Here is a 26,603-nt window from a genome sequence, read left to right on the forward strand (position 1 = left end):
AACCAACGACGACCTGGAGGTCGAGATGCGGAACATGACACGAGGAGCGCGGCGGATGTGGAACCGACTGCTCCACCTGGCCTGCCGGGCCGGGACGGCCCGCCGGGACGCGGGCATGGTCACATCCGAGTACGCGATGGGCATCGTGGCGGCGGTGGCGTTCGCAGCCGTGCTCTACAAGGTGGTGACCAGCGGTCAGGTCACGGCGGAGCTGCAGGGACTGGTGAAGAAGGCGCTCGATGGAGCGCCCTGACGCGCTCTCCCCACCGGCCTGCCGGCCGGTGGGGCAGGGGCTGGTGCGACAGGTGGTTCCCCGACCGGTCCGCAGGCCGGTGCGGGACCGGCAGAGCGGGATGGTGACCGCGGAGACGGCGGTGACCCTGCCGGTGCTGGTCCTCTTCGGGATGGCACTGGTGTGGGCCTTGATGGCGACCGCCGCACAGGTCCAGTGCGTGGACGCGGCCCGGGCCGGCGCCCGGGCCGCGGCCCGGCAGGACTCCCCGGAGGCGGTGCTCGCCGTGGCCCGACGCGCCGCGCCGGGTGGTGCCCGGGTGACCGTCGGCCGCAGCGGCGACATGGTGCGGGTCCGGGTGGTGGCTCACCCGCCAGGGGCCGGAGCCCTGCCGTTCGAGGTGCGACACGAGGCGGTCGCGCTTGCGGAGGAGACCGCCGGGGCCGGGCCATGAGGTGCCGCGACGACCGGGGGTCGGCGACGGTCTGGGCGGGCGGGATCGTGAGCGCGCTCTGTGTGGTCTTCGCGGTGGTGCTCGCGATGAGCGAGACGGTGGTGGTGAGGCACCGCGCCGCCGCGGGAGCCGACCTGGCCGCGCTGGCGGCGGCCGGCCATTGGACGGAAGGCGTGGCGGCGGCCTGTGCCCTGGCCGACCGGGTGACCCGCTCGCAAAGGGCGCGGCTGGTCCGGTGCGGGGTCACCGGGGAGGTGGCCGACGTGGTCGTCTCCGCCGGCCACGGCCCGTTCGCCGCGGAGTCCAGAGCCCGGGCCGGTCCACCGGACCTGGACCCGGACCCGGCGGCCGGCGGGGCTCTGTCCTCGGGCCTGGTGCCCCCCTCCGGTGCCCCGCTGCTGCGGAAGCCCGTCCCGGCGGAACGCGGTCACGGGGACCACCGTGCCACCGGGCCGGCGGCGTCCACGGCGGACGCCGCGCCAGCCGTCGGACAGCGCTCCCGGCCCGGGCTTCGGAGGGTCTCCCGAGCGGGATCCCGGCGGGTCGCCCCTCGGCTGCTTTACGGCTTGGCCCCGGCGTGTCACCCCACGACGTCCTCGGGGCCGGGCACGTGGGAGCCGCCCCGGTCGCCTCCGGACCGGCACCGGCGGGTCGCTCCGGTTCCTTTCCGGCCCGGCCCGGGCGTGTCACTTCCCGGCGTCCCCGGGTCCGGGCACGAGGGTGCCGCCCGGTCGCCCCCGGACCGGGCTCCGAGGCATCGCCCGGTCGCCTCCGGGCCAGGCTCCGAGGCGCCGCCCCGGTCGCCTCACGGCTCTTCCGCGGCGTTCTTCCCCGGCGCCCCCTTGAGCAGTTCGGTCAGCAACCGCACCGCTCCCCGCTTGTGCAGCGGCTCGTTGCCGTTGCCGCACTTGGGCGACTGGATGCAGGACGGGCACCCGGCCTCGCACTCGCAGGACGCGATGGCCTCACGGGTCGCCCGCAGCCACCCCCGCGCCGTGTGGAAGGCGCGTTCGGCGAACCCGGCGCCCCCCGGATGACCGTCGTGGACGAAGACCGTGGGCAGCAGCGTGTCGGGGTGGAGGGGGACGGAGACGCCGCCGATGTCCCAGCGGTCGCAGGTGGCGAACAGGGGCAGCATGCCGATCGAGGCGTGCTCGGCCGCATGCAGGGCGCCACCGAGGATCTCCGGGGTGATGCGCGCCGAGTCCAGCTGGTCCTCGGTGACGGTCCACCAAACCGCACGGGTACGCAGCGTCCTGGGCGGCAGGTCCAGTTTGGACTCGCCCAGCACCTCGCCGGTGATCAGCCGCCGCCGGAGGTAGGAGACCACCTGGTTGGTCACCTCCACCGACCCGAAGCACAGGCGCCCGTCGCCCCAGGGGATCTCGGCGTCGGTGGACAGGACGGAGATGGCGGTGGTGTCCCTGGCGACCGTGGTGTACGGCGGATCGGCCCGCTCCACCAGGGCGACGGACGCCTCCAGGTCGAGCTCGCGGACCAGATGGGTGAGGCCCTGGTGGAGATGGACCGCGCCCTCGTGGACCGAGGTGTGGGCGGCCCCGGCGTCGACCGTGCCGAGCAGACGGCCGGTGCCGGCCTCCACCACCTGGACCGGACGTCCTTCCCCGCCCCTGATGTCGGTGAGGTCGGCCGCCCGCTCCCGGCGGGTCCAGTGCCAGGCCCGGGCGCGGCGGCGCAGCAGACCGGCCGCCTCCAGTTGCGGCATCAGACCGCCGGACGCCGGACCGAAGAGCGCGAGGTCCTCTTCGGTCAGCGGCAGCTCCGCCGCTGCGGCACAGAGGTGGGGGGCCAGCACGTACGGGTTGTCCGGGTCGAGCACGGTGGATTCCACCGGGCGGTCGAACAGCGCCTCCGGGTGGTGGACCAGGAACGTGTCCAGCGGATCGTCGCGGGCCACCAGGATCGCCAGCGCGCCCTGGCCGGCGCGCCCGGCACGGCCGGCCTGCTGCCAGAGGGAGGCGCGGGTGCCGGGGTAACCGCAGATCACCACGGCGTCGAGGCCGGACACGTCCACGCCGAGCTCCAGGGCGGTGGTCGCGGCGAGCCCCAGTAGCTGCCCGGAGTGGAGCGCGCGCTCCAGCGCGCGCCGTTCCTCCGGCAGATAGCCCCCCCGGTACGCCGCGACACGCCCGGCCAGCGAACGATCTTTTTCGGCCAGTCGCTCCTGGGTGATGACCGAGATCAGCTCCGCGCCGCGCCTCGAACGGACGAAGGCCACGCTGCGCACTCCCTGCAGCGTGAGGGAGGTGAGCAGGTCGGCCGTCTCGGCGGTGGCGGTACGGCGGACCGGTGCGCCCTTCTCGCCCTGCAGCTCGGTCAGGGGCGGTTCCCACAGGGCGAACACCAGTTCGCCGCGAGGTGACGCGTCGTCGGCCACCTCGGTCACCGGCAGGCCGGTGAGCCGCCGGGCGGCCTCGGCGGGCTCGGCGGCCGTGGCGGAGGCCAGCAGGAACACGGGGGAGGAGCCGTACCGGGCACAGAGCCGGCGCAGCCGGCGCAGTACCTGGGCGACGTGCGACCCGAAGACTCCTCGGTAGGTGTGGCACTCGTCGATCACCACGTACCGCAGCGCCCGCAGGAAGGAGGACCAGCGGGGGTGGGAGGGCAGGATGCCGCGGTGCAGCATGTCCGGGTTGGTCAGCACGTAGTTGGCGTACTGACGGACCCACTCCCGCTCCTCGACCGGGGTGTCGCCGTCGTAGACGGCCGACCGCACCTTGGTCCCGAGAGGCCCGGAGAGCTCCCGTACCGCGCGGTGCTGATCGGCCGCGAGGGCCTTGGTGGGGGCCAGGTAGAGCGCGGTGGCGCCCCGGCCGTTGGGCGCCTCCGCGCCGTCCAGCAGGGCGGAGAGCACGGGCACCAGATAGGCCAGCGACTTGCCCGACGCGGTCCCGGTGGCGACCACCACCGACTCGCCGTCGAGGGCGTGTTCGGCCACTCGTGCCTGGTGGGCCCAGGGGTGCTCGATCCCGTGCTCACGGACCGCCGCCAGAACTTCTTCCCGGATCTCGTGCGGCCAGACGGCATGCCGACCCTCCCGAGGGGGCAGGTGCTCCGTATGAGTGATGCGCGCAGCGCGATCCGGACCCCCGGCGAGCCGGTCCAGAATCGTGCCCGGCGAAGGACGGGAAGCAGTGTCCGTCCGGGTTCGACCGGATCGGTGATTCTCAGCCATCGGCACCGAGTGTGTCACCGGCTGGAAGGACAATGGACCCAAGGCGTCGTGCGCGCCTGCCGGTAAGTGATTGAATGCCATCGCGGCTGGCGAACAGTCCCGGGGATTCCGCCAGGTGTCCCGAGGGGCGACCGCTCGATAGCAAGGTGCTGGAGGATCCGTGGACCTGTCCCTGTCGACCCGTACCGTCGGCGATCGCACGGTCGTCGAGGTCGGTGGCGAAATCGACGTATATACCGCGCCCAAGTTGCGCGAGCAGCTGGTCGAGCTGGTGAACGACGGGAGCTTCCACCTCGTCGTCGACATGGAGGGCGTGGACTTCCTCGACTCCACCGGGCTCGGCGTGCTGGTCGGCGGCCTGAAGCGGGTGCGCGCCCATGAGGGCTCGCTCCGTCTGGTGTGCAACCAGGAGCGCATTCTGAAGATTTTCCGGATCACTGGCCTGACCAAGGTCTTCCCGATCCACACGTCGGTCGAGGAAGCGGTCGCGGCCACCGACTGACAAGCGCCGCCCCGGGCCCTCGGCCCGGGGCGGACGACCATCGGGAGGGCGAGCCGGTGCGTCGGCGTGTCCTCCGGGAAGCAGGACCGTAGTTCCGAGGGGGATGCATGGCCACCGTTGAACTCCTCATCAGCCCGCTGCCGGCACATGTGCGGACGGCCAGGCTGGTGGCGGCCGCGGTGGCGCGCCGGGCCGGAGTGGACGAGGCGGTTCTCGACGAGGTCCGTCTGGCCGTCGGTGAGGCATGCTCCCGTGCGGTCGGTCTGCACCGCGGCATCGGCCTCGGCGCCCCGGTGCGGATCGCACTGACCGACGAGGAGAAGCTCTTCTCGATCGAGGTGGCCGATGATGCCCCCCGCTCCACCTCCGTCGAGGCGGTGTCCGGCGATTCCCCGGCGGTGCTCGACGCGGCGGAGTCCGAGGAGGACCAGATGGGTCTCGCGGTGATCTCCGGCCTGGTCGACGACCTGGAGGTCAGCGCCGGATCCGAGGGCGGCCTCATCCGGATGACCTGGCCCACCGCCCGCGCCTGACGGGCGTCACCGCCCGCGTCTGACGAGCGCCGTCGCGCGTCCTGCCTCACCCCCTTTGTACGTCGGTCCCGGTACGCCGTCTGCCGTCGGCCTGCCCGCCGTGGACCGACCGTCTCCTTCCCTGATGTGCGCCTGCCTCCAGTTCGTGTGAGGCTGCTCTGAAGAGCGTGGCGGCCTTCCGGCCACCGCTTCGAGCTCGGTCCAGGCGTCGAGGAGGACGAATGGCGGGGCTTTCCCTCATGTCCGGGGCCGACGGGGCCGACAGGGCTGACGGAGCTGTACGAGGCCTCCGGCCCGCGCAGGACCACGCGGATCTCGCCGCGGTGCTGACCGACGGCAACCGGGTGATCGTGGCCGTGATCGCCGTGGTGGCGCTGGCCGCCCTGGGAGTGGCCGGAGTGCTGGTGCGCCAGGTGCTCGCCGCCGGCGAGGGCACCGAAGGCATGAGGCGGATCGCCGCGGCCGTGCAGGAGGGCGCCAAGGCCTATCTGTCCCGGCAGTTGCGTACCCTCGCCGTCTTCGCCGCCGTGGTCTTCGTCCTGCTGCTTCTGCTGCCCGCGGACGATTGGGGACAGCGGATCGGCCGGTCCTTGTTCTTCCTGATCGGCGCGGCGTTCTCGGCCGCCACCGGCTACACCGGTATGTGGCTGGCCGTCCGCAGCAACGTTCGCGTTGCGGCCGCGGCCCGTGCCGCCTCCGACGCGGCAGACACGCCCGACGCGACCCGGGAGGCGATGCGCATCGCCTTCCGGACCGGCGGTGTGGTGGGCATGTTCACGGTGGGCCTCGGACTGCTGGGCGCGGCCTGTGTGGTGCTGGTCTACGCCGCGGACGCGCCGAAGGTGCTGGAGGGGTTCGGCCTGGGCGCCGCTCTGATCGCCATGTTCATGCGAGTCGGCGGCGGCATCTTCACCAAGGCCGCCGACGTCGGCGCCGACCTGGTGGGGAAGGTCGAGCAAGGCATCCCGGAGGACGACCCGCGCAACGCGGCCACCATCGCCGACAACGTCGGGGACAACGTGGGCGACTGCGCCGGCATGGCGGCCGACCTCTTCGAGTCCTACGCGGTGACGCTGGTCGCCGCGCTGATCCTGGGCAAGGCGGCCTTCGGCGACGCCGGGCTCGCCTTTCCGCTGATGGTTCCGGCGATCGGCGTGATCACCGCGATGATCGGCATCTTCGCGGTGGCGCCGCGCCGCACCGACCGCGGCGGCATGAGCGCCATCAACCGGGGCTTCTTCGTGTCGGCGGTGGTCTCGCTCGGCCTGGTCGCGGTCGCCGTGTACGCGTACCTGCCCTCCTCGTACGCCGGCCTGGACGGGGTGACCGACCAGGCCGTCAGCGGCCGGTCCGGCGACCCGCGGGTGCTGGCCCTGGTCGCGGTGGCGATCGGCATCGTGCTGGCCGCGCTGATCCAGCAGCTGACCGGCTACTTCACCGAGACCGGCCGCCGTCCGGTGCGGGACATCGGCCGCACCTCGCTGACCGGCCCGGCCACCGTGATTCTGGCCGGGGTGGCGATCGGCCTGGAGTCTGCCGTCTACACCGCTCTGCTGATCGCCCTCGGCGTGTACGGGGCCTTCCTGCTCGGCGGCACCTCGGTGATGCTCGCCCTGTTCGCGGTGGCCCTCGCCGGCACCGGCCTGCTCACCACGGTCGGAGTGATCGTCGCCATGGACACCTTCGGCCCCGTCTCCGACAACGCGCAGGGCATCGCCGAGATGTCCGGCGACGTGGAGGGGCCCGGAGCCCAGGTGCTGACCGACCTGGACGCGGTGGGCAACACCACCAAGGCGATCACGAAGGGCATCGCCATCGCCACCGCCGTGCTGGCCGCGGCGGCGCTCTTCGGCTCCTACCGGGACGCCGTGGTCACCGGCGCGCGCGAGGTGGGCGAGCGGCTGTCAGGCCCCGACGCGCCGCTGACACTGATCACGGACATCACCCAGCCCAACAATCTGGTGGGGCTGATCGTGGGGGCCGCGGTGGTCTTCCTCTTCTCCGGTCTGGCCGTCAACGCGGTGTCCCGGTCCGCGGGAGCGGTGGTCTTCGAGGTGCGGCGCCAGTTCCGGGAACGGCCCGGGATCATGGACCACACCGATCAGCCGGAGTACGGGCGGGTCGTCGACATCTGCACCCGCGACGCCCTGCGCGAGCTCGCCACGCCCGGGCTGCTGGCGGTCACGGCGCCCATCGCCGTCGGCTTCACGCTGGGGGTGGGCGCGCTCGCCTCCTTCCTGGCGGGCGCGATCGGAACGGGCACGTTGATGGCGGTGTTCCTCGCCAACTCCGGTGGGGCCTGGGACAACGCCAAGAAGCTGGTCGAGGACGGGAACTTCGGCGGCAAGGGGAGCGAGGCGCACCAGGCCACCGTCATCGGCGACACCGTGGGAGACCCGTTCAAGGACACCGCCGGCCCCGCCATCAACCCGCTGCTCAAGGTGATGAACCTGGTGGCGCTGCTGATCGCGCCCGCCGTGATCCAGCTCGGTTACGGCTCCGGCGCCAACACCGGCCTGCGGGTGGTGATCGCCCTGCTCGCCCTGGCCGTCGTGGTGGTCGCCGTGCGGGTCTCCGTGCGCCGGGGGATCGCCATGGGCGAGGTCGGGGAGACCGGCGCGAAGACCGTGCGCTGACGGGGGACGACCACCGTTCCAACGAGTACTTGTGCCCTTCTTGTGTGCGGGCTTGCACAACTGTGGTCGTGAATCTTCTCTCGCTGATGCAAAAGGATTCAATATGTCATAAATCGGTTGGACCGAATCCGCCTGGTCCCTGCCCGGCGTGTAAGTTCCGGGGCCGAGAGCGACGGAAGGGACCGACCCGGTGAAGAAGAAGCTCGCGACCGCCCTGGCCGGCGGAGCGGCACTGATGCTGGCGCTGTCCGGTTGCGGTGACGACAACAGCGAAGAGCTCAATGCCTGGGCCAAGAAGGTCTGTGACGGTGTGCAGCCCCAGGCCCAGCGGATCCAGGACGCCAACGCCTCGATCCAGGAGGAGAGTTCGGACAAGGCGCCGCCCAAGGACGTCAAGGAGACCGATTCCAAGGCCTTCCAGGAGATGTCCGACGCCTACCGCGAGATCGGCTCCGTGATCGACCGGGCCGGTCCGCCCGCGGTGGAGAACGGCGAGAAGAAGCAGAAGGACGCGGTGAAGGAGCTCAACTCCATCGCCGACTCCTACGCGGACCTGAAGAAGCAGGTCGACGAGCTCAAGACCGACGACCAGGCGGAGTTCGCCGACGGCCTCAAGGACGTCGGCACCCAGCTGCAGAAACTCAGCGGCAGCGGCAGCGACGCACTCAAGCGGCTGGAGGAGGGCGAGGTCGGTGAGGCCATGCGCGGCCAGGCCAGCTGCAAGGCGGGCACGGACGGCGACGCGAGCCCTGACGCCTGAGGCGTGGCCGGGCCGGCCGTGCGCCTGAACCGCGCCCCTGGGGACCCGCGTCCAGTGCTCACCCTCAGGAGTGATGCTCCGTCGGGCGGGTGCCGGGTTGTCCACAGCCTGTGCCGGTGACGCCCCGGCATCGTCCACAGGCGGTGTGCCGGTTCGGCGCGAACGGTGACAATGGGGTGGTGAGCAACGCCAGCCAGTCACCCCAGCCATCGGACAAGCGGCCTTCGGCCCTGTCCGCCCTGCCGGCCGCCGACCGCCCGGACGCCGCGGCGCGTCTGAGGGAAGCCCTGCTCGAGGCGGCCTTCACCGCCGACGGGTTGCTCGACCTGCTCGGCGCCCCGGCCTACGCGGCACTGGCGCGCGCCGAGGTCGTCCCCGCGCTGCGTGCCACCCGTGGTGACTCGGCGCTGGAGATACTGGTCCGCCTCTTCCTCCTCCAGCAGCCCGTCCCGCGCGAGCGGGCCGCCGAGGTGCTGCCGCTGGAGGACTGCCTGGACGCCGGATGGCTGAGGCAGACCGGTGGCGGCGAGGTCGCCGCCACCGTGGACGTCCGGCCGTACGGAGGACCGGGCGGCGAGGACTGGTTCATCGTCTCGGACCTCGGCTGCGCCGTCGGCGGCGCCGGCGGCATCGGCAGCAAGGAGGAGGGGGTGGTGCTCGGCGTCGGCGGCGCCTCCACCACCCTGGCGGGCATCACCGTCCGCACCCCGGTCGCCTCCGCCCTCGACCTGGGCACCGGCTCCGGGATCCAGGCCCTGCACGCCACCCTGCACGCCACCCGGGTGACGGCCACCGACCTCAACCCTCGCGCCCTGCACGTGACGGCGCTGACCCTGGCGCTCTCCGGCGCGCCCGCCGCGGAGCTGTGCGAGGGCTCCCTCTTCGAGCCGCTGCCCGAGCGCGACACGTATGACCTGATCGTCTCCAACCCGCCCTTCGTGATCTCCCCGGGAGCCCGGCTCACCTACCGGGACGGCGGGATGAGCGGTGACGACCTGTGCCGCACGCTGGTCCAGCAGTCCGGGGCGCGGCTGAAGGAGGGCGGCTTCGCCCAGTTCCTCGCCAACTGGGAGCACGTCGACGGCGAGGACTGGCAGAGCCGACTGGCTTCCTGGGTGCCGTGGGGCTGCGACGCGTGGATCGTCCAGCGCGAGGTCCAGGACATCACCCAGTACGCCGAGCTCTGGCTGCGCGACGCCGGCGACCACCAGGGCGACCCGGCCGCCTACCAGGCCCGTTACGACGCCTGGCTGGACGAGTTCGAGGCGCGCGAGGTCCGGTCGGTCGGATTCGGCTGGATCACGCTCCGCCGGAGCGCGGCGGCCGAGAGCGAGCCCTCCGTCACCATCGAGGAATGGCCGCATCCCGTCGAACAGCCGCTCGGCGAGACGGTCAGCGCCCACTTCGACCGGATCGACTACCTGCGCGGCAACGACGACGCCGCCCTGCTCGCGGCCCACTTCCGGCTGACCGGGGAGGTCGTCCAGGAGCAGGTCGGGCTGCCCGGCGCCGAGGACCCCGAACACGTGGTGCTGCGGCAGAACCGCGGTATGCGCCGGGCCACCAAGGTGGACACCATCGGCGCGGGCTTCGCGGGCGTCTGTGACGGATCGCTCAGTGCGGGCCGGATCCTGGACGCCATCGCCCAGCTGATGGGGGAGGACCCGGTGCTCCTCAGGGACCGCACGCCCGCGCAGATCAGGCTGCTGATCGAGCAGGGCTTCCTCGAACCGGTTTCCTGACGGGGCGGGGCAGGACGCGCTGTTTGGAGACGCGGCCGGGCGGGGACGCCGAACCTTGGCGTTGTCGCAGGCCGGGAGGCCGGGCGGCGCCCGCTGCCCGGCCGCTTCCCGGCCGGCCGGAGACTCCGGGCGGCAGGAATGGCGGTAGTCGGGTTACCGTTCGAGTGGCCGTTGCGGGCTTTTCCCGTTTGACACGGGGGCGGCATGTACCGTCACACTCCGCAGCGTCACCAGACCCGAACCCGGGGTGCCGAAGCATCCCGGGGCAGACCCCGCGTCGACCGGAGAGAAGAGCAGAAGTTGTCCCCGACCAGCGAGACCGCGCAGGGCGGCCGCCGACTCGTCATCGTCGAGTCGCCTGCCAAGGCGAAGACGATCAAGGGCTACCTTGGCCCTGGCTACACCGTCGAGGCGAGCGTCGGGCACATCCGCGACCTTCCCAACGGCGCCGCGGAGGTGCCCGAGAAGTACACCGGTGAGGTCCGACGCCTCGGCGTGGACGTCGAACACGACTTCCAGCCCGTCTACGTGGTCAACGCCGACAAGAAGGCACAGGTCAAGAAGCTCAAGGACCTCCTGCGGGAGTCCGACGAACTCTTCCTCGCCACCGATGAGGACCGCGAGGGCGAGGCCATCGCCTGGCACCTCCAAGAGGTGCTCAAGCCCAAGGTCCCGGTCAAGCGGATGGTCTTCCACGAGATCACCAAGGACGCCATCCAGCAGGCCGTGCGCAACCCGCGCGAGCTGAACAAGAAGCTGGTCGACGCCCAGGAGACCCGCCGGATCCTCGACCGCCTCTACGGCTACGAGGTCTCCCCCGTGCTGTGGAAGAAGGTCATGCCGCGCCTGTCGGCAGGGCGCGTCCAGTCCGTGGCGACCCGCCTGGTGGTCGAGCGTGAACGGGAGCGCATCGCCTTCCGCTCCGCCGAGTACTGGGACCTCACCGGCACGTTCTCGCAGGCCTCCGGCTCCGCCGGGTCCGGGGACCCGTCCGATCCGTCGTCCCTGGTCGCCCGGCTCGCCTCGGTCGACGGCGTGCGCGTCGCCCAGGGCCGTGACTTCGACTCGCTCGGCCGGGCCCGGACCGCCAACGTCCTCCACCTCGACGAGGCGAACGCCCGGGCCCTGGCCGCGGCGCTGGAGAACACGACGTTCCAGGTCCGCTCGGTCGAGTCCAAGCCGTACCGCCGCTCGCCGTACGCGCCCTTCCGGACGACGACGCTGCAGCAGGAGGCCAGCCGCAAGCTGGGCTTCGGCGCCAAGGTGACCATGCAGGTGGCCCAGAAGCTGTACGAGAACGGCTTCATCACCTACATGCGTACCGACTCCACGACCCTGTCGGAGACGGCGGTCGCCGCCGCCCGGGCGCAGGTCACCCAGCTCTACGGCGCCTCCTACCTCCCGGACAAGCCGCGCACCTACGCCGGCAAGGTCAAGAACGCGCAGGAGGCGCACGAGGCCATCCGCCCCTCGGGCGACCGCTTCCGCACCCCCGCCGAAACCGGTCTCACCGGCGACCAGTTCAGGCTCTACGAGCTGATCTGGAAGCGCACGGTCGCCTCGCAGATGAAGGACGCGACCGGCAACTCGGTCACCGTGCGGATCGGCGGCACCGCCTCCGACGGCCGGAACGCCGAGTTCAGCGCCTCCGGCAAGACGATCACCTTCCACGGCTTCATGAAGGCCTACGTGGAGGGCACGGACGACCCCAACGCCGAGCTCGACGACCGTGAGCGCCGGCTGCCGCAGGTCTCCGAGGGCGACCCGCTCTCCGCCGAGGAGATCACCGCCGACGGCCACTCCACCAAGCCGCCGGCCCGCTACACCGAGGCCTCGCTGGTCAAGGAGCTGGAGGAGCGGGAGATCGGCCGCCCGTCGACCTACGCGTCGATCATCGGCACCATCCTCGACCGCGGTTACGTCTTCAAGAAGGGCACGGCCCTGGTGCCGTCCTTCCTGTCCTTCGCCGTGGTCAACCTGCTGGAGAAGCACTTCGGCCGACTGGTCGACTACGACTTCACCGCCCGGATGGAGGACGACCTCGACCGCATCGCCCGCGGCGAGGCGGAGGCGGTGCCGTGGCTGCGGCGCTTCTACTTCGGCGAGACCGGCCCGATGACCGGCGAGAGCGCCGCCGCCGACGCGGGCAACGGCGACGGCGACCACCTCGGCGGCCTCAAGGAACTGGTCACCGACCTCGGCGCCATCGACGCCCGCGAGGTGTCCTCGTTCCCGGTCGCCGACGGCATCGTCCTGCGGGTCGGCAAGTACGGCCCGTACGTGGAGCGCGGTGAGAAGGACACGGAGGGTTACCAGAGCGCCGACGTGCCCCCGGACATGGCGCCCGACGAGCTGACCGTCGAGAAGGCGGAGGAACTGCTCGCCCAGCCGCGCGGCGGCCGCGAGCTCGGAACCGACCCCGGGTCCGGACACACCATCGTCGCCAAGGCCGGGCGTTACGGCCCGTACGTCACCGAGGTACTTCCCGAGGGCACCCCGAAGACCGGCAAGAACGCGGTCAAGCCGCGCACCGCCTCGCTCTTCAAGACGATGTCCCTGGACACCGTCACCCTGGAGGACGCGCTCAAGCTGATGTCCCTGCCCCGCGTGGTCGGCAACGACGCGGAGGGCGTGGAGATCACCGCGCAGAACGGCCGCTACGGCCCGTACCTGAAGAAGGGCACGGACTCGCGGTCCCTCCAGTCGGAGGAACAGCTCTTCACCATCACGCTGGAGGAGGCGCTGGCGATCTACGCCCAGCCCAAGCAGCGCGGCCGGGCTGCGGCCAAGCCGCCGCTGAAGGAACTGGGCGACGACCCGACCAGCGGCAGGCCGGTGGTGGTCAAGGACGGCCGCTTCGGCCCGTACGTCACGGACGGCGAGACCAACGCGACGCTGCGGTCCACCGACACGGTCGAGGGGATCACCCCCGAGCGCGGATTCGAGCTGCTCGCCGAGAAGCGGGCCAAGGGCCCGGCCAAGAAGACGGCGAAGAAGACGACGGCGAAGAAGACCACGGCCAAGAAGACCGCCACCAAGTCGACCGCCACCAAGGCGGCGGCCAAGAAGACGGCGGCCAAGACCGCCGCGAAGAAGACGGCGGCCAAGGCGACGACGGCGAAGAGGACCGCGGCGTCGTCGGCCGCCAAGAAGACCGCGGCAGAGCCGCCCGCCGAGGACTGACCGGCGCGGGACCGGGAATCGAGGGAACTGGGCACACGGCGCAGCGCCGTCGGCCCACCCACGCGATCGAACCCCGGACCCGACCCGACCATGCCGGCCCGGGGCCCGGCCCCCGAACGCCTGCGCAGCTGTGCACGCGTTCGGAGGCCGGGCCCGTGGCGTCGGCGCGTCCCGATAGGCTGAACGCATGACGCGTGCCGAGCAGACAACGGCCCACTCCCCGGTTCCCGACGATGCGCTGGTCACAGATTCCCGCGAACGCGCCGTCCGGTCCCTGCTGGGCCGACCGCAGCTGAAGCGGCTGTGGAGCGCCCACCTCGTCTCCGGAACCGGTGACCTCTTGGCCCTGCTGGTGCTGGTGCTGCTGGCACTCCAGGCCGCGGTCGCCGAGACCGCCTTCGGCGGCGGTTACCGCGGCGCGGCCCTGACGGTCGCCTGCGTGCTGGGCGCACGCGCTCTTTCCACCTTGCTCTTCGGCGCCGTGCTGCTGGGCCCGCTCACCTCGCTCACCTCGGCCGAGGGACCGCTGGACCGGCGCTGGACCATGGTCGGCGCCGACGGCTTCCGCCTGGTGCTGCTGATCCTGGCCCCGCTGTGGATCGACTGGACCCCGGGCAGCGCGGTCGCCGTGCTGCTGGTGACGGTCTTCCTGACCGGTGTCGCCGAACGGCTCTGGACGATCTGCCGCGCCTCCGCCGCGCCCGCGCTGCTGCCGCCCCCGCCTCCGGAGGGCGCCAGCATCCGGCCGCTGCCCGACCACCTCGACGCCCTGCGCCGCCTCTCGCTGCGCACCACCGTCGGCGCCCTGCCGCTGGCTGCGGCCGTGCTGGTGGTGGCGACCCTGATCAGCAACCTGCTCGGCGCGGGCGTCGACTGGTTCACCGGACACCAGGCCGCGCTCGCCTCGTACGTCGCGGCCGGCCTGTTCGCCGCCTCCGCAGCCCTCCTGGTCCAGCTGCGGCTTCCCTCGACGCGCACCCCGCGCGCCCGTTCGCCGCTGGAGGGCCTGCGCCGCCCGCGCACCGGTTCCGGCGCCGACAAGGGCCGTACCGGCGCGATCCCGCTGCTGGTCGTCGCCTGCTCCTCGGTCGCCGCCGCGATCGCCGCGGCCGTCGCCGTCGCCGTGCTGCACGCCAAGGACCTCGGGGGCGGCCCGGTCGCCTTCGGTCTGCTGGTGCTCGCCCTGACCGGAGGCACGGTGGCCGGAGTGCGCCTGGCCCCCAAGGTGCTGCGCGCGCTCTCCCGCCGCCGCCTGCTGGCCCTCGCCCTGACCTTCAGCGGTGTCGCCCTGCTGGTCACCGGCCTGGTGCCGGACATGGCGACCATGCTGCTGACCGCCGCCCTCGCGGGTGTCGGCGCGGGCGTCGCCGCCAACACCGGGCACGCCCTCCTCGACCAGGAGGCCGAGGAGTACCGCCGTCCCCGGCTCACCGACCACCTGCACGCCGTGGTCCGCGCCGTGATCGGCCTGGCCGCGGTCGCCGCCCCCCTCCTGGCCGCCGCGATCGGCCCGCACCGCCTGGAGAGCGGCAAGTTCGTCTTCGCCCACGGAGGCGCCGCCTTCGTGCTGATGCTGGTCGGCGCGCTGCTGCTGCCGGTGGCCGCGCTGGTCCTGGCCAAGACCGACGACCGGTCCGGTGTGCCGCTGCGGCATGACCTCCGTGACGCCGTCCGTGGTGACGAGCCCGCCGCCGCGCCCGCGGTGAACGGTTTCTTCATCGCCCTGGAGGGCGGCGACGGAGCCGGCAAGTCCACCCAGGCCGAGGCGCTCGCCGAATGGATCCGTGCCAAGGGCCACGAGGTGGTGCTCACCCGCGAGCCGGGCGCCACCCCGGTCGGCAAGCGGCTGCGCTCGATCCTGCTGGACGTCTCCAGCGCGGGTCTCTCGCACCGCGCCGAGGCGCTGCTGTACGCCGCCGACCGCGCCGAGCACGTCGACACCGTGGTCCGTCCCGCGCTCGAGCGCGGCGCCGTGGTGATCTCCGACCGCTACATCGACTCGTCCGTCGCCTACCAGGGCGCCGGACGCGACCTGTCGCCCGCCGAGGTCGCCCGCATCTCCCGCTGGGCCACCAACGGACTGGTTCCGCACCTGACCGTGCTGCTGGACGTCTCCCCGGAGACCGCCCGCGAACGGTTCACCGAGGCCCCCGACCGGCTGGAGTCCGAGCCCGCCGAGTTCCACGCCCGGGTGCGGTCCGGCTTCCTCACGCTGGCCGCCGGAGACCCGGGCCGCTACCTGGTCGTCGACGCCGGACAGGAGCCGGAGGCCGTGACCACGGTCGTCCGGCACCGCCTCGACCAGATGCTGCCGCTCTCCGAGGCCGAGCTGAAGGCCCGCGAGGAGGCCCGCCGCAAGGCCGAGGAGGAGGCGCGGCGCCGCGCCGAGGAGGAGGCCGCCCGCAAGGCCGAGGAGGAGCGGCTGGAGCGGGAGCGCCAGGAGGAGCTCGCCCGGCTGCGCGCCGAGGAGGAGGAGCGCCAGCGCCGCGAACTGGAGGAGGCGCAGCGCCGGGAGGCCGAGCGGCAGGCCGAGGAGGCGCGTCGCCGGGAGGCCGAGGCGCGTCGCAAGGCCGAGGAGGAACGGGCCAGGCTGCTCGCCGAGGAGCAGGCCCGCGCCGCCGAGGAGGCTCGCCGCCGCGAGGAGGAGGCCGAGCGCCGCAACCGCGAGGCGGAGCAGGCGCGCCTGCGCGCCGAGGCCGAGGCGAAGCGGCTGGAGAAGCAGCGGCAGGCCGAGGAGGCGCTGCTGCGCGCGGAGGAGGCCCGCCGCCTCGCGGAGGCCGCGGCGACGGCCGCGGACGCGGCGAAGACCTCGCGGACGATGCGGCTCACCAAGGACCCCGAGCCGGGTACGGACCGTGCCCCGGGCAGGGACCGGGGCCCGCAGGCCCGCGTGGACCTGTCGAAGCCGGCGGACGACGAGGCGCTGACCGTGCCGACGCCGGTGGTGTCCCCGCAGGAGGAGACGGCGGTGATCCCGCGGGTCGCCGAGACCGACGCGACGATGGAGATCCCGCAGGTGTCGCAGCCGGCCGACGAGACGGCGGTGCTGCCGCGGATCGACCTGGCCGACGGGGACGCGACGCGGGAACTCCCGCAGGTGGGCGCGGAGGGCGGGCCCAGGGACGGACGGCAGCGTCCGGACTGGGCGCAGGAGACGCCGCTGGACGACTTTCCCAGCCTCGCCGACGAACTCCTCGGCCCTTACGGCGAGGGCGACGACGGCGACGGCAAGGGCCGCCGGGGTCGCCGCTGACGTCGGGGACGCCGCCTCGCCCGGCCGGGGAACGCCCGGGTGAGGCGGCTCGCCGCAAGGACGCGGCCCCGCCGCCGGTCCCCGCTGTCCGAGCCGGCCCGCACAATGGAGGGCGGCGGCGGTACGACGTGAACGAAAGGCGGTGCCCATGGCCGTGTGGGACGACCTGGTGGGCCAGGAACGGGTCATCGCCGAGCTGGACGCCGCGGCCCGCGACGCCGACGCCCTCGTCACCGCCGCGGACGAGGGCGCTCCGTCCCCGGCCGCGTCCAGGATGACGCACGCCTGGCTGTTCACCGGACCTCCCGGCGCCGGCCGTGAGGCCGCCGCCCGCGCCTTCGCCGCCGCACTGCAGTGCGTGAGCCCGGACCGCGCCCTCGGCGGAGCCCCCGGCTGCGGCTTCTGCGACGGCTGCCACACGGCGTTGATCGGCACCCACGCGGACGTGTCCACCGTGGCCGCGACCGGCTCCCAGATCCTGGCCGAGGACATGCGCGACACGGTCCGCAAGTCGTACACCGCCCCGGCCGGCGGCCGCTGGCAGATCATCCTCGTCGAGGACGCCGAGCGGCTGAACGAGAAGTCGGCCAACGCCGTCCTCAAGGCGGTGGAGGAACCCGCCACCCGTACCGTCTGGCTGCTCTGCGCGCCCTCCGTGGACGACGTGCTGCCGACCATCCGCTCCCGCTGTCGCCTGCTGACCCTGCGCACCCCGCCGGTCGAGGCCGTCGCGGACCTGCTGATCCGTCGTGACGGCATCGAGCCGGAGGCCGCCCACGCGGTGGCCCGGGCCACGCAGGGCCATGTCGACCGCGCCCGCCGGCTGGCCGTCGACCCGGCGGCCCGGGAGCGCCGTGCCGCCGTGCTCAGGCTTCCGACGAGGGTGGGCGACGTGGGCGGAGCGCTGCGCGCGGCGCAGGAACTGGTGGACGCGGCGGCCGCCGACGCCAAGGCACTGGCCGAGGAGCTGGACGTCAGGGAGAGCGAGGAGCTGAAGGCGGCGCTGGGCGCGTCCCAGGGCGGCCGGCTCCCCCGCGGTACGGCCGGCGTGATGAAGGATCTCGAGGACAAGCAGAAGCGCCGCCGCTCCCGCACCCAGCGGGACAGCCTGGACCTGGCCCTGACCGACCTGACCAACTTCTACCGCGACGTCCTCGCCCTCCAGCTCGGCACGCGCGTGGCGCTGGCCAACGTGGACGCCGAGGACGCCCTGCAGCGGCTGGCCCGGTCGGGCACGCCCGAGTCGACCCTGCGCCGGATAGAGGCGATCGCCGCCTGCGGGAAGGCCCTGGACCGCAACGTGCCCCCGCTGCTGGCCGTCGAGGCGATGACCATGGCGCTGCGTGACGGTTAGCCCGTCCGGGGCACTTCCGTGGCACTGGGCGTGACCTTCGCTGCGGAGAGTTACGGTGGCGAGGTGGAGATCAGCCGCAGCCCCCGTCCCGCGTCCCGTTCCCGGCGGGTCGCGCGCCTCGTCGGCGCCGCGCTCACGGCCTCGGCGCTCCTGCTGACGGCGTGCGCAGCCGGGCAGGGGGCGGAGGGGGACGGCGGCGCCGGGCCGGCGCTCGCCGCGCTGCCCGGCGAGGTGGAGCCGGAGCTTGCCCGCTTCTACGCGCAGAAACCCGCCTGGCGTGCCTGCGGCGTGCCCGGTTTCCAGTGCGCGACCGTCCGCGCGCCGCTCGACTACGCGCGGCCGGAGTCCGGCGAGGTGCGGCTGGCGGTCGCGCGGGCGAAGGCCACCGGGCCGGGCAGCCGCCTGGGCTCGCTGCTGGTCAATCCCGGCGGTCCCGGCGGTTCCGCCGTCGACTACCTGCAGGGGTACGCGGCGGTGGGGTATCCCGCCGAGGTGCGGTCCCGGTACGACATGGTCGCCGTGGACCCGCGCGGCGTGGCGCGCAGCGAGCCGGTGACCTGTCTCGACGGGTCCCGCATGGACGAGTACACCAGCACCGACTTCACCCCCGACGGGAGCGCGGAGGCGGAATCGCTGGTGCAGGCGTTCAAGTCGTTCGCCGAGGGCTGCGGCGGCCGTTCGGCGAAGCTGCTGCGCCACGTCTCCACGGTGGAGACGGCCCGTGACATGGACGTGGTGCGGGCGGTGCTCGGGGACGAGAAGCTGCACTACGTCGGCGCCTCGTACGGCACCTTCCTCGGCGCGACCTACGCCGGGCTGTTTCCGTCGAGGGTGGGCCGGCTGGTGCTGGACGGCGCGATGGACCCGTCGCTGCCCGCGCGCCGGCTGAACCTGGACCAGACGGCCGGGTTCGAGACCGCCTTCCAGGCCTTCGCCCGTGACTGCGTGCGGCAGCCCGACTGCCCGCTCGGCGGCCGGGGCGCGGGCGCCGACGAGGTGGCACGCGAGCTGAAGGCGTTCTTCGGCAGGCTGGACGCCGAGCCGATGAACGCGGACGACCCCGACGGGCGCGAGCTCACCGAGTCGTTGGCCACCATGGGGGTGATCGCCGCGATGTACGACGAGGGCGCCTGGCCGCAGCTGAGGGAGGCGCTGGCCTCCGCCGTGCGACGCAAGGACGGTTCGCCGTTGCTGGCGCTCTCCGACAGTTACTACGAGCGCGACCCCGAGGGCGTGTACACCAATCTGATGTTCGCGAACGCGGCCGTGAACTGCCTGGATCTGCCCGGCGCCTTCGCCTCCCCGGACGAGGTGCGCGAGGCGCTGCCCGAGTTCGAGAAGGCGTCCCCGGTCTTCGGCGAAACCATGGCCTGGTCCGCTTTGAACTGCGCCTACTGGCCGGTGGCGCCGACCGGTGAGCCCCGTCGCATCGAGGCGGAGGGAGCCGCGCCCATCCTGGTCGTCGGCACCACCCGCGACCCCGCGACGCCCTACGGCTGGGCCGAGGCCCTGGCCGGTCAGCTCTCCTCCGGCCGCCTGCTCACCTATGAGGGTGACGGCCATACCGCCTACGGCCGCGGCAGCGACTGCGTCGACGCCGCGGTCAACACCTACCTGATCGACGGCACGGTTCCCCCGGAGGGGAAGCGCTGCGTCTGACCGGCGGGAACGGCCACGTGATCGCTGGTTCGGAGCACCTCCGGAAACTGTGTAGACTTACCGTCGTCGCGGATCGCACCATGGTGTGGTCGGCACGTGCCGCTTTAGCTCAGATGGCCAGAGCAACGCACTCGTAATGCGTAGGTCTCGGGTTCGAATCCCGAAAGCGGCTCCGGTGGAACCCCGGTTCGGACACTGTCCGGGCCGGGGTTTTCGGTTGTCGGCGGCAGCCGTTCCGGCACGGCGGCCTCGCGCCCTCACTTCGCGTCCGCGTAGCACTCCACCACCGCCGTGGTGAACGGGAAGCGGACCGGGGTGTCGCCGAAGGTGAGCCGGGCGGCCTCGTCGGAGCTCTCGCGGATGGCGGCCGTCACCTGCTCGGCCTCCTCGGCGGGGCAGTGCACGATCACCTCGTCGTGCTGGAAGAAGACCAGCTCGGCCGCCAGTCCCGTCAGACGGCGGCGCAGGGCCGCCAGCAGCAGGAACGTCCAGTCGGCGGCGCTGCCCTGGACCACGAAGTTGCGGGCGAAGCGGCCGCGGGCGCGGGCGGTGGCCGTGGAGCGACCCGGGCCGAGGTCGCCGTCCTCCTCCGCGGCGAGCGGGATGCCGGCCTCCTCCGCCTCTTCCCGGCCGCCCGGCGGCGGGCAGGTCCGGCCGAGCCAGGTGCGGACCAGCCGTCCTTCCTCGCCGGCTCGTGCCGCCTCGTCGACGTGTGCCACGGCGCGCGGGAACCGGCGGCGCAGCGCGGCCAGGTTCTTCAGGCCGTCGCCGGATGTCTGGCCGTAGATGGCGCCCAGCACGGCGATCTTGGCCAGGTCGCGGTCACCGGCGAAGGCCCGCTCGGAGACCGCCTGGTAGAGGTCGGTCCGCCGGCCGGCGACCGTCATGAAGGCGGGGTCCCGGGATATGGCGGCCAGTACCCGCGGCTCCATCTGATCGGCGTCGGCGACCACCAGCCGCCAGCCGCGGTCGGCGACCACGGCGCGCCGGATGACCTTGGGGATCTGCAGCGCGCCGCCGCCGTGGGTCACCCAGCGGCCGGTGACCGTGCCGGCGGGCAGGAACTCGGGACGGAACCGGCCGTCGCGCACCCAGTCCTGGAGCCAGGACCAGCCGTGGGCGACCCAGATCCGGTACAGCCGCTTGTACTCCAGCAGCGGAGGGACGGCGGGATGGTCGATGCCGGCCAGCTCGTGTCGACGGGTGGAGCGGATCCGGATGCCGGCCTGGGCGAACGCCTTCACCACGTCGGCGGGGAGGTCGGGACGCACCCGCCGGCCGAAGGCGGCGGACACCTCGTCGGCCAGCCCGGCCAGGCGGCGCGGCTCGCCCGCGCCGGGATAGCGCTCACCGAGGAGGTCCCGCAGCACGGCCCGGTGCACGTCGGCCCGCCAGGGCAGGCCGGTGCGGTTCATCTCGGCGGCGACCAGGGTGCCCGCCGACTCCGCGGCCAGCAGCAGTCCCATCCGGTCGGGGTGCGTGGTGGCGGCCAGCCGGCGCTGCTGCTCCGCGTACACGGCGACCAGGTCGCCCAGCGGGACGCCGGCCGGCCCCTCCTCGAACAACGGCGCCTGCGCCGACGGGTCGGCGGCCCGCGGCGGCGGGTCCGGCGGCACGGGGCCACCACGCAGCCGGGCCAGCGCGGCCACGGCGCTGCGGGGTTCGCCGCTCCTGCCCTCGTGTCCCAGCAGCAGCGTCTCGGCGTCCTCCACGTCGTAGCAGCGGTCCACCCGCACACCGGCGGCCAGCAGGCGGGGATAGACCTCGGCGGTCGAGCGCCACACCCAGCGGGTGACGTCCGGCCGGGCCCGCACCGCCTCGACGGGACCGGGTTCACGGCGCACGCGGCCGGCGGGCAGGGCGTCGGGGCCGAGGGGGACGACGTCCACGCCGCCGCCCTCGGCGGGAGCGAGCGCCCACCGGCCGGTCATGCGGTCGAGTCTGTCAGGCAGGACCGACAGTGCCGCCCGTCGTCCACAGCCTGTGGACGGCCTTCGGGGGGAGCGGGCATCCATGTCAGGATCGAGGGATGAGCACCACCGATCCCGGCACCGTCGAGCGCGCCTTCGCGGCCGCTCTCTACGCCGACGACGACACGGCCCTGGACACGGGCGCGTCCCTCCTCGCGGCGGACCCCGGCACGGACGCCGAGCTGGCCCGGCGGGGCCGGGAACTGGTGGCCGCCCTCTGGAGGCGCGGCTGGCAGCCCGCCGACGTGGTGCGGATGGTCCGGCGTGATCTGGCGGAGGACCACGTCCGGCTGGTCTGCGACCTGATTCTCGCCGAGGCCGGTCCGCGGCCCGGTCGGCAGGAGCCGCGGACCGGGCCGGGGGCCGCGGCCGGGGGGCGCCGCTGGGCGGCCCAGCTCGCCGAGCTGGAACCCGCGCCTCCCTACCGGGGAGACCGTTTCACCCGGGCGACGGTTGTGCTGGAGCTCTACCGGCTGCTGCTGAGGCTGCCCGCGCTGGAGCCGCTGGACGACCCCCGGCCCCGTCCGGCCGCCGAGGACCCGGGGAGGGGCGAACCGGCGTCGAGGATGCTCGGCCGGATCCGGGCGCTGCTCGCCAAGGCCGAGGCGACCGGTTATCCCGAGGAGGCCGAGGCGCTGACCGCCAAGGCGCAGGAGCTGATGGCGCGGCACAGCATCGACGAGGCGCTGCTCGCCTCCGGAGGCCCGGGCGGCGGGGGGCCGGCGCACGGCGGGCCGGGCGCGTGCCGGATCGGGGTCGAGCCGCCGTACGAACAGGCCAAGGCCGTGCTGCTGGACGCGGTGGCGAGGGCCAACAACTGCCAGGCGGTCTGGAACGAGCCGTTCTGCTTCAGCACGGTGGTCGGCTACGAGGCGGAACTGGAGGCCGTCGAGCTGCTGTACACCTCACTGCTGGTGCAGGCGACCTCGGCGATGACCCGGGCCGAGGCCGCGATACGCAAGGGCGGCGCGAAGGGCGGCGGCCGACGGCGGACCAAGACCTTCCGGCAGTCCTTCCTGGCCGCGTACGCCCACCGGATGGGCACCCGGCTGACCGAGACCACCGAGCACCAGATCGCGGAGGCGAAGGCCGAGACCGGCGGGGAGGTGCTGCCCGTGCTCGCCTCCCGCGAGGCGGCCGTGCGGGCCGAGACGGACCGGCTCTTCCCCCGTACGACCACCACCCGCCTGCGCGGCGTCACGGACGAGGAGGGCTGGAGGCAGGGCCGGGAGGCGGCCGACCGGGCGCGGACGGGCCGCGCTCCCGGGCTCCCCGGCCGTTAGGGCCCCGCGCACGTCCCGTACCGTGCGCACGGAACCGCCACGCCCCCTCGGCAAGTCCTGTGAATGTAGGAGGGGTTGCCGGGCACACGGGGAGAAAACGGGGAGAGACGGAACGGGGGCCGGGTTCTGCCGCCCGCCGCGCTGTAACCGTGGGAACACCGCGCGTGCACGTGCATCTGCACCGTGCATCCGCACCTGCGTATGCACATGAACGTGACTATGATCCAAAGCAGTTGACCACGCACCGCGGCCCCATGGCCGGTGCATCACCGGGGAGCTACCTGTGGATCACGACGTGTACGACGGGTACGACCTTGACGAGGCCTCGGGGCGTCCGGCGCGTTCGGCCGTGCCGGGCCCGACGCGGGTGCACAACGGCATGGCGGCCACCCGCCTCGAGGGCGTGGCGTGGCAGAAGAGCCGGCACAGCAACTCGCAGGGCTCCTGCGTGGAGTTCGCCCGCCTGCCCGGCGGGGAGGTGGCCGTGCGCAATTCGCGGTTCCCGGACGGGCCGGCGCTGGTCTACACGCGCGCGGAGATCGAGGCGATGCTGCTCGGCGTCAAGGACGGCGAGTTCGACCACCTGATAGTGGGCTGATCCCGGCCGACCGCTTCCGGTCGACCGGCCTCGGCCGGCCGGCTCCGGCCGGTCTCAGGCCGACGGGCGCAGGAGGAAGAGCGCCCACACGACCTTGCCGTCGAGGGAGCCGGTGACGGGGTGCCAGCCCCAGCCGTCGCTGAACGAGTCCACCAGGAAAAGTCCGCGCCCGGACTCCGCGTCGCAGTCCTCGGAGGCGTCGGGGTCGCGGGGGGCCGGAGACCGGTGGCTGGGGTCGCGCACCGCGCACACCAGGCGTTCGGGCCAGCGCATCAGGTGCAGCCGTACCGGGGTGTCCTGCTCGGGGTCGCGGACGGTGTCGGCCGGCAGGGCGTGGCGCAGGGCATTGGTGACGAGTTCCGACACCACCAGACAGGCGTCGTCGAAGCGGTCGCCTATGTCCCACTGGCCGAGCGTGCCGCGAGTGAACCGGCGGGCCTCGCGGACCGCTTCGTACCGGGCGGGCAGTGCGCAGGTGGCGGCGTTGGAGACGGCCGAGGGGTCGAGTGGCGGAAGGCCCTGCCGTAGCGGCTCGAGCATGGTCGATCCATTCGTCCCCATGCGAGGCACTCCCGGGATTCGCGGTCGCGGCGATATGGCGGTGGTGCGACGCCCATGGTTTCGGATGCGACCAGCAGATGCAAGGGCAGATGCACGTGCACGCGTCTGAAATACGCTGCACCGTACCGTTTCTTGGTCATTTTTTCCGCCATCCTCCCGTTGATTTCCCGTCCCCGAACGGTTCCCGCGGGGTTCGAATCCGGCCGTCGGCGGGGATGTATCCGGCCTGGGGAGTACCGGTCCCGCCGCGATGTTTGCCTTTCCGTAATCGGACGAGTACAGCTCGGAGTGATTTGGTGGCAGACTTTCGCACCGTGGGGACCGGCCGGGGAGGGTGGCTGACATGAGTGCGGGAGAGTCGGGATCGGTGGTGCGGAGGATGCTGCTCGGCTCGCATCTGAGGCGGCTTCGTGAGGCCCGCGGCATCACGCGGGAGGCGGCTGGTTACTCGATCCGGGCATCCGAATCGAAGATCAGTCGCATGGAGTTGGGGCGGGTGAGCTTCAAGGCGCGTGACGTGGAAGACCTGTTGACGCTCTACGGCATCGAGGACGAGGCGGAGCGCGGCGCGTTGCTCTCGCTGGTCAAGGAGGCCAACACGGCCGGGTGGTGGCACAGCTACACGGACGTGCTGCCCCACTGGTTCCCCACCTACGTGGGACTGGAGGGCGCCGCCTCCATGATCCGCGGCTACGAGGTCCAGTTCGTGCACGGCCTGCTCCAGACCGAGGACTACGCCCACGCCGTCGTCTCGCGCGGCCTGGCCGGCGCCCCGGCCGAGGTGGACCGCCGGGTGGCGCTGCGGCTGGAACGCCAGAAGTACCTGGTGTCCGAGCACGCGCCGGAGTTCCGCATAGTGCTCGACGAGGCCGCGCTGCGGCGCCCCTACGGAGGCCGGCAGGTGATGCGCGGCCAGTTGCAGCACCTCATCGAGGTCTCCGAGTGGCCCAACGTGCGGCTCCAGGTGATGCCGTTCGGCTTCGGCGGGCATGCCGGGGAGAGCGGGGCGTTCACCATCCTGAGCTTCCCCGAGTCCGACCTGTCGGACGTCGTCTACCTGGAGCAGCTGACCAGCGCCCTCTACCTGGACAAGCGTGAGGACGTGGTCCAGTACGAGCGGGCCATCGACGAGCTGCTGCGGGACAGCCCGGGGCCGGAGGAGAGCAGGGACATCCTGCGCGGACTGCTGCAGCTGTCCTGAGGGCGCGCGGCGCGCGGCGCGTGAGGGGACAGGGCCGGGCGGTGGAGCTCGGCCGGGTGTGCTCCGGCGGAACCCGGGGTGGCGGTACGGCGTTGGTAGCTTTGTGCGGTAGTCCGAAAACCGTGCCGTCTTTCCCCCCTCACCCCTCAGGAGCCCGGAACCGTGACGACGCTTGCCCTGGGACCGAGCTGGCTGGACCCCGACTATCTGCTGAACACGTTCGGCATCGTGGGTCTGCTGCTCATCGTCTTCGCCGAGTCCGGGCTCTTCTTCGGATTCTTCCTGCCCGGTGACTCGCTGCTGTTCACCACCGGCATGCTGATCAGCTCCGGCACGCTGAAGTTCCCGCTGTGGGGCGCCATCGCCCTGATCTGCGTCGCCGCGATCGTCGGGGACCAGGTGGGCTACATGTTCGGCAAGAAGGTCGGCCCCGCCCTCTTCAACCGGCCGGACTCCCGTTTCTTCAAGCAGGAGAACGTCACCAAGGCGCACGAGTTCTTCGAGAAGTACGGGCCGAAGTCGCTGGTCCTGGCCCGGTTCGTGCCCATCGTGCGCACCTTCACCCCGATCATCGCCGGCGTCAGCGGCATGCAGTACCGGTCCTTCCTCACCTTCAACGTGCTCGGCGGCATCCTGTGGGGCGCCGGTGTGACGCTGCTGGGCTCCTGGCTGGGACAGATCGATTTCGTCGAGAAGAACATCGAGACGATCCTGATCCTGATCGTCCTGATCTCCGTGCTGCCGATCGTCTTCGAACTGCTCAAGGCGCGCGGGAGGAAGGGCAAGGGCGGACAGGACGCCGACGGCGGCGACCCGGCCGGTGACGGAGTGCCGCAGAACGGTGCCTACCCGATGATGGACGACGCCACCCGGCCGCTGCGGCTGCGTCCCGAGCAGGGCGGCCCGCAGCAGCCGTACGGCCACGGCGGCGAGCAGTACGGCCGCCAGCAGCCCCAGCAGCCGCACCAGTCCCAGCAGCCGCACCAGTCCCAGCAGGCACACCGGCCGCAGCAGGACCAGCAGCACCAGCAGTACCCGCAGCAGGCATACGAGCAGTACGGCGCGCAGCGGCAGTACGGTGGCGCGCCCCAACAGCAGTACGGACAGGCCCAGCAGTACGAGCAGCCCCAGCAGCCCCAGCAGCCGTACGGACACCCCCAGCCGCAGTACGGGCAGGCCCAGCCGCAGTACGGTGGCGCGCCCCAGCAGCAGCCGTACGGAGGGGGTCAGTACGGGGAACCCCAGCAGCAGCCGTACGGCGGAGCGCCGCAACAGCCGCAGGCGTACGGGCAGCCGCAGCCGCAGCAGCCCTACCCGCCGCAGGACCACCCGTACCCCCAGCACCCGCAGGGCTGAGCCCCGCCCCGGGCGCGCCCGCCGCACGCGACGCGGCGCCGCCCCGGGCGAGGCTCCCGTCGCCCCGCCCTGCCTCGGCTGCCCCGTCCCGGCTGCCCGCAGGAGGCCGGGCGGCGGGCGGCACGGCCGG

Annotated in this window: 18 protein-coding genes, 1 tRNA gene and 1 pseudogene; 17 read left to right on the forward strand and 3 right to left on the reverse strand. The window is 72.9% G+C overall.

The window, feature by feature from the left end; translation table 11 throughout:
• Positions 1-34 precede the first annotated feature (34 nt).
• The 3 genes and pseudogenes from A2U95_RS11735 to A2U95_RS11745 form a co-directional block, all read left to right on the forward strand.
• Positions 35-253, forward strand: a complete 219-nt coding sequence (locus A2U95_RS11735; RefSeq protein ID WP_166025087.1) for a DUF4244 domain-containing protein — start codon at positions 35-37, stop codon at positions 251-253.
• A gap of 100 nt (positions 254-353) precedes the next feature.
• Positions 354-686, forward strand: a complete 333-nt coding sequence (locus A2U95_RS11740) for a TadE family type IV pilus minor pilin (RefSeq protein WP_240957453.1) — start codon at positions 354-356, stop codon at positions 684-686.
• Positions 683-949: pseudogene (locus A2U95_RS11745) on the forward strand (Rv3654c family TadE-like protein); the annotation flags it as partial. The gene A2U95_RS11740 and the pseudogene A2U95_RS11745, both read left to right, overlap by 4 nt.
• Before the next feature lie 542 nt (positions 950-1,491).
• Here the strand turns inward: A2U95_RS11745 and A2U95_RS11750 are convergent.
• Complete coding sequence (locus tag A2U95_RS11750) at positions 1,492-3,963, reverse strand: DEAD/DEAH box helicase (protein ID WP_166022079.1); 2,472 nt, start codon at positions 3,961-3,963, stop codon at positions 1,492-1,494.
• Positions 3,964-4,042: 79 nt separating this feature from the next.
• On the opposite strand from A2U95_RS11750, the gene bldG reads away from it, so the two are divergent.
• The 10 genes from bldG to A2U95_RS11800 all read left to right on the forward strand — a co-directional run bounded on the left by bldG (position 4,043) and on the right by A2U95_RS11800 (position 19,676).
• The gene (gene bldG, locus A2U95_RS11755; protein ID WP_003975386.1) at positions 4,043-4,384 is read left to right on the forward strand and encodes an anti-sigma factor antagonist BldG; all 342 of its coding nucleotides are present in this window, start codon (positions 4,043-4,045) and stop codon (positions 4,382-4,384) included.
• A gap of 107 nt (positions 4,385-4,491) precedes the next feature.
• Positions 4,492-4,917 (forward strand): ATP-binding protein, encoded by a 426-nt coding sequence (locus tag A2U95_RS11760; protein WP_166022080.1) that lies wholly within the window; start codon positions 4,492-4,494, stop codon positions 4,915-4,917.
• 323 nt (positions 4,918-5,240) lie between these two features.
• The gene (locus A2U95_RS11765) at positions 5,241-7,553 is read left to right on the forward strand and encodes a sodium-translocating pyrophosphatase (protein ID WP_240957454.1); all 2,313 of its coding nucleotides are present in this window, start codon (positions 5,241-5,243) and stop codon (positions 7,551-7,553) included.
• A 190-nt stretch (positions 7,554-7,743) separates the two neighbouring features.
• The gene (locus A2U95_RS11770; protein WP_166022081.1) at positions 7,744-8,313 is read left to right on the forward strand and encodes a small secreted protein; all 570 of its coding nucleotides are present in this window, start codon (positions 7,744-7,746) and stop codon (positions 8,311-8,313) included.
• A 179-nt stretch (positions 8,314-8,492) separates the two neighbouring features.
• On the forward strand, positions 8,493-10,055 hold the full coding sequence (locus tag A2U95_RS11775; protein ID WP_240957288.1) for a DUF7059 domain-containing protein: 1,563 nt from the start codon (positions 8,493-8,495) through the stop codon (positions 10,053-10,055).
• Between the two features lie 300 nt (positions 10,056-10,355).
• A complete protein-coding gene (gene topA / locus A2U95_RS11780; protein WP_166022082.1) occupies positions 10,356-13,238 on the forward strand; it encodes a type I DNA topoisomerase in 2,883 nt (960 codons plus the stop codon).
• Between the two features lie 187 nt (positions 13,239-13,425).
• The gene (gene tmk / locus A2U95_RS11785) at positions 13,426-16,491 is read left to right on the forward strand and encodes a dTMP kinase (protein WP_166022083.1); all 3,066 of its coding nucleotides are present in this window, start codon (positions 13,426-13,428) and stop codon (positions 16,489-16,491) included.
• 148 nt (positions 16,492-16,639) lie between these two features.
• Entirely contained in the window at positions 16,640-17,845 is a 1,206-nt protein-coding gene (locus tag A2U95_RS11790) for a DNA polymerase III subunit delta' (RefSeq protein ID WP_166022084.1), read from the forward strand.
• Between the two features lie 63 nt (positions 17,846-17,908).
• On the forward strand, positions 17,909-19,504 hold the full coding sequence (locus A2U95_RS11795) for an alpha/beta hydrolase (RefSeq protein WP_166022085.1): 1,596 nt from the start codon (positions 17,909-17,911) through the stop codon (positions 19,502-19,504).
• A 98-nt stretch (positions 19,505-19,602) separates the two neighbouring features.
• Positions 19,603-19,676, forward strand: a tRNA-Thr gene (locus A2U95_RS11800).
• Positions 19,677-19,761: 85 nt separating this feature from the next.
• Here A2U95_RS11800 and A2U95_RS11805 read toward each other — a convergent pair.
• Complete coding sequence (locus A2U95_RS11805; RefSeq protein ID WP_166022086.1) at positions 19,762-21,435, reverse strand: bifunctional 3'-5' exonuclease/DNA polymerase; 1,674 nt, start codon at positions 21,433-21,435, stop codon at positions 19,762-19,764.
• 98 nt (positions 21,436-21,533) lie between these two features.
• On the opposite strand from A2U95_RS11805, the gene A2U95_RS11810 reads away from it, so the two are divergent.
• Both A2U95_RS11810 and A2U95_RS11815 read left to right on the forward strand, forming a co-directional pair.
• On the forward strand, positions 21,534-22,757 hold the full coding sequence (locus tag A2U95_RS11810; protein WP_166022087.1) for a DUF2786 domain-containing protein: 1,224 nt from the start codon (positions 21,534-21,536) through the stop codon (positions 22,755-22,757).
• A gap of 283 nt (positions 22,758-23,040) precedes the next feature.
• Positions 23,041-23,355 (forward strand): DUF397 domain-containing protein, encoded by a 315-nt coding sequence (locus tag A2U95_RS11815; protein ID WP_166022088.1) that lies wholly within the window; start codon positions 23,041-23,043, stop codon positions 23,353-23,355.
• Positions 23,356-23,409: 54 nt separating this feature from the next.
• Here A2U95_RS11815 and A2U95_RS11820 read toward each other — a convergent pair whose 3' ends face one another.
• Entirely contained in the window at positions 23,410-23,895 is a 486-nt protein-coding gene (locus A2U95_RS11820) for an ATP-binding protein (RefSeq protein ID WP_240957289.1), read from the reverse strand.
• Between the two features lie 364 nt (positions 23,896-24,259).
• Between A2U95_RS11820 and A2U95_RS11825 the strand changes: the two genes are divergently transcribed.
• Positions 24,260-25,117, forward strand: a complete 858-nt coding sequence (locus A2U95_RS11825; protein ID WP_166022090.1) for a helix-turn-helix domain-containing protein — start codon at positions 24,260-24,262, stop codon at positions 25,115-25,117.
• 162 nt (positions 25,118-25,279) lie between these two features.
• Entirely contained in the window at positions 25,280-26,473 is a 1,194-nt protein-coding gene (locus A2U95_RS11830) for a DedA family protein (protein ID WP_166022091.1), read from the forward strand.
• Positions 26,474-26,603 lie beyond the last annotated feature (130 nt).

The organism is Streptomyces chilikensis, assembly GCF_001642695.1.
Taxonomy (GTDB): Bacteria; Actinomycetota; Actinomycetes; order Streptomycetales; family Streptomycetaceae; genus Streptomyces; species Streptomyces chilikensis.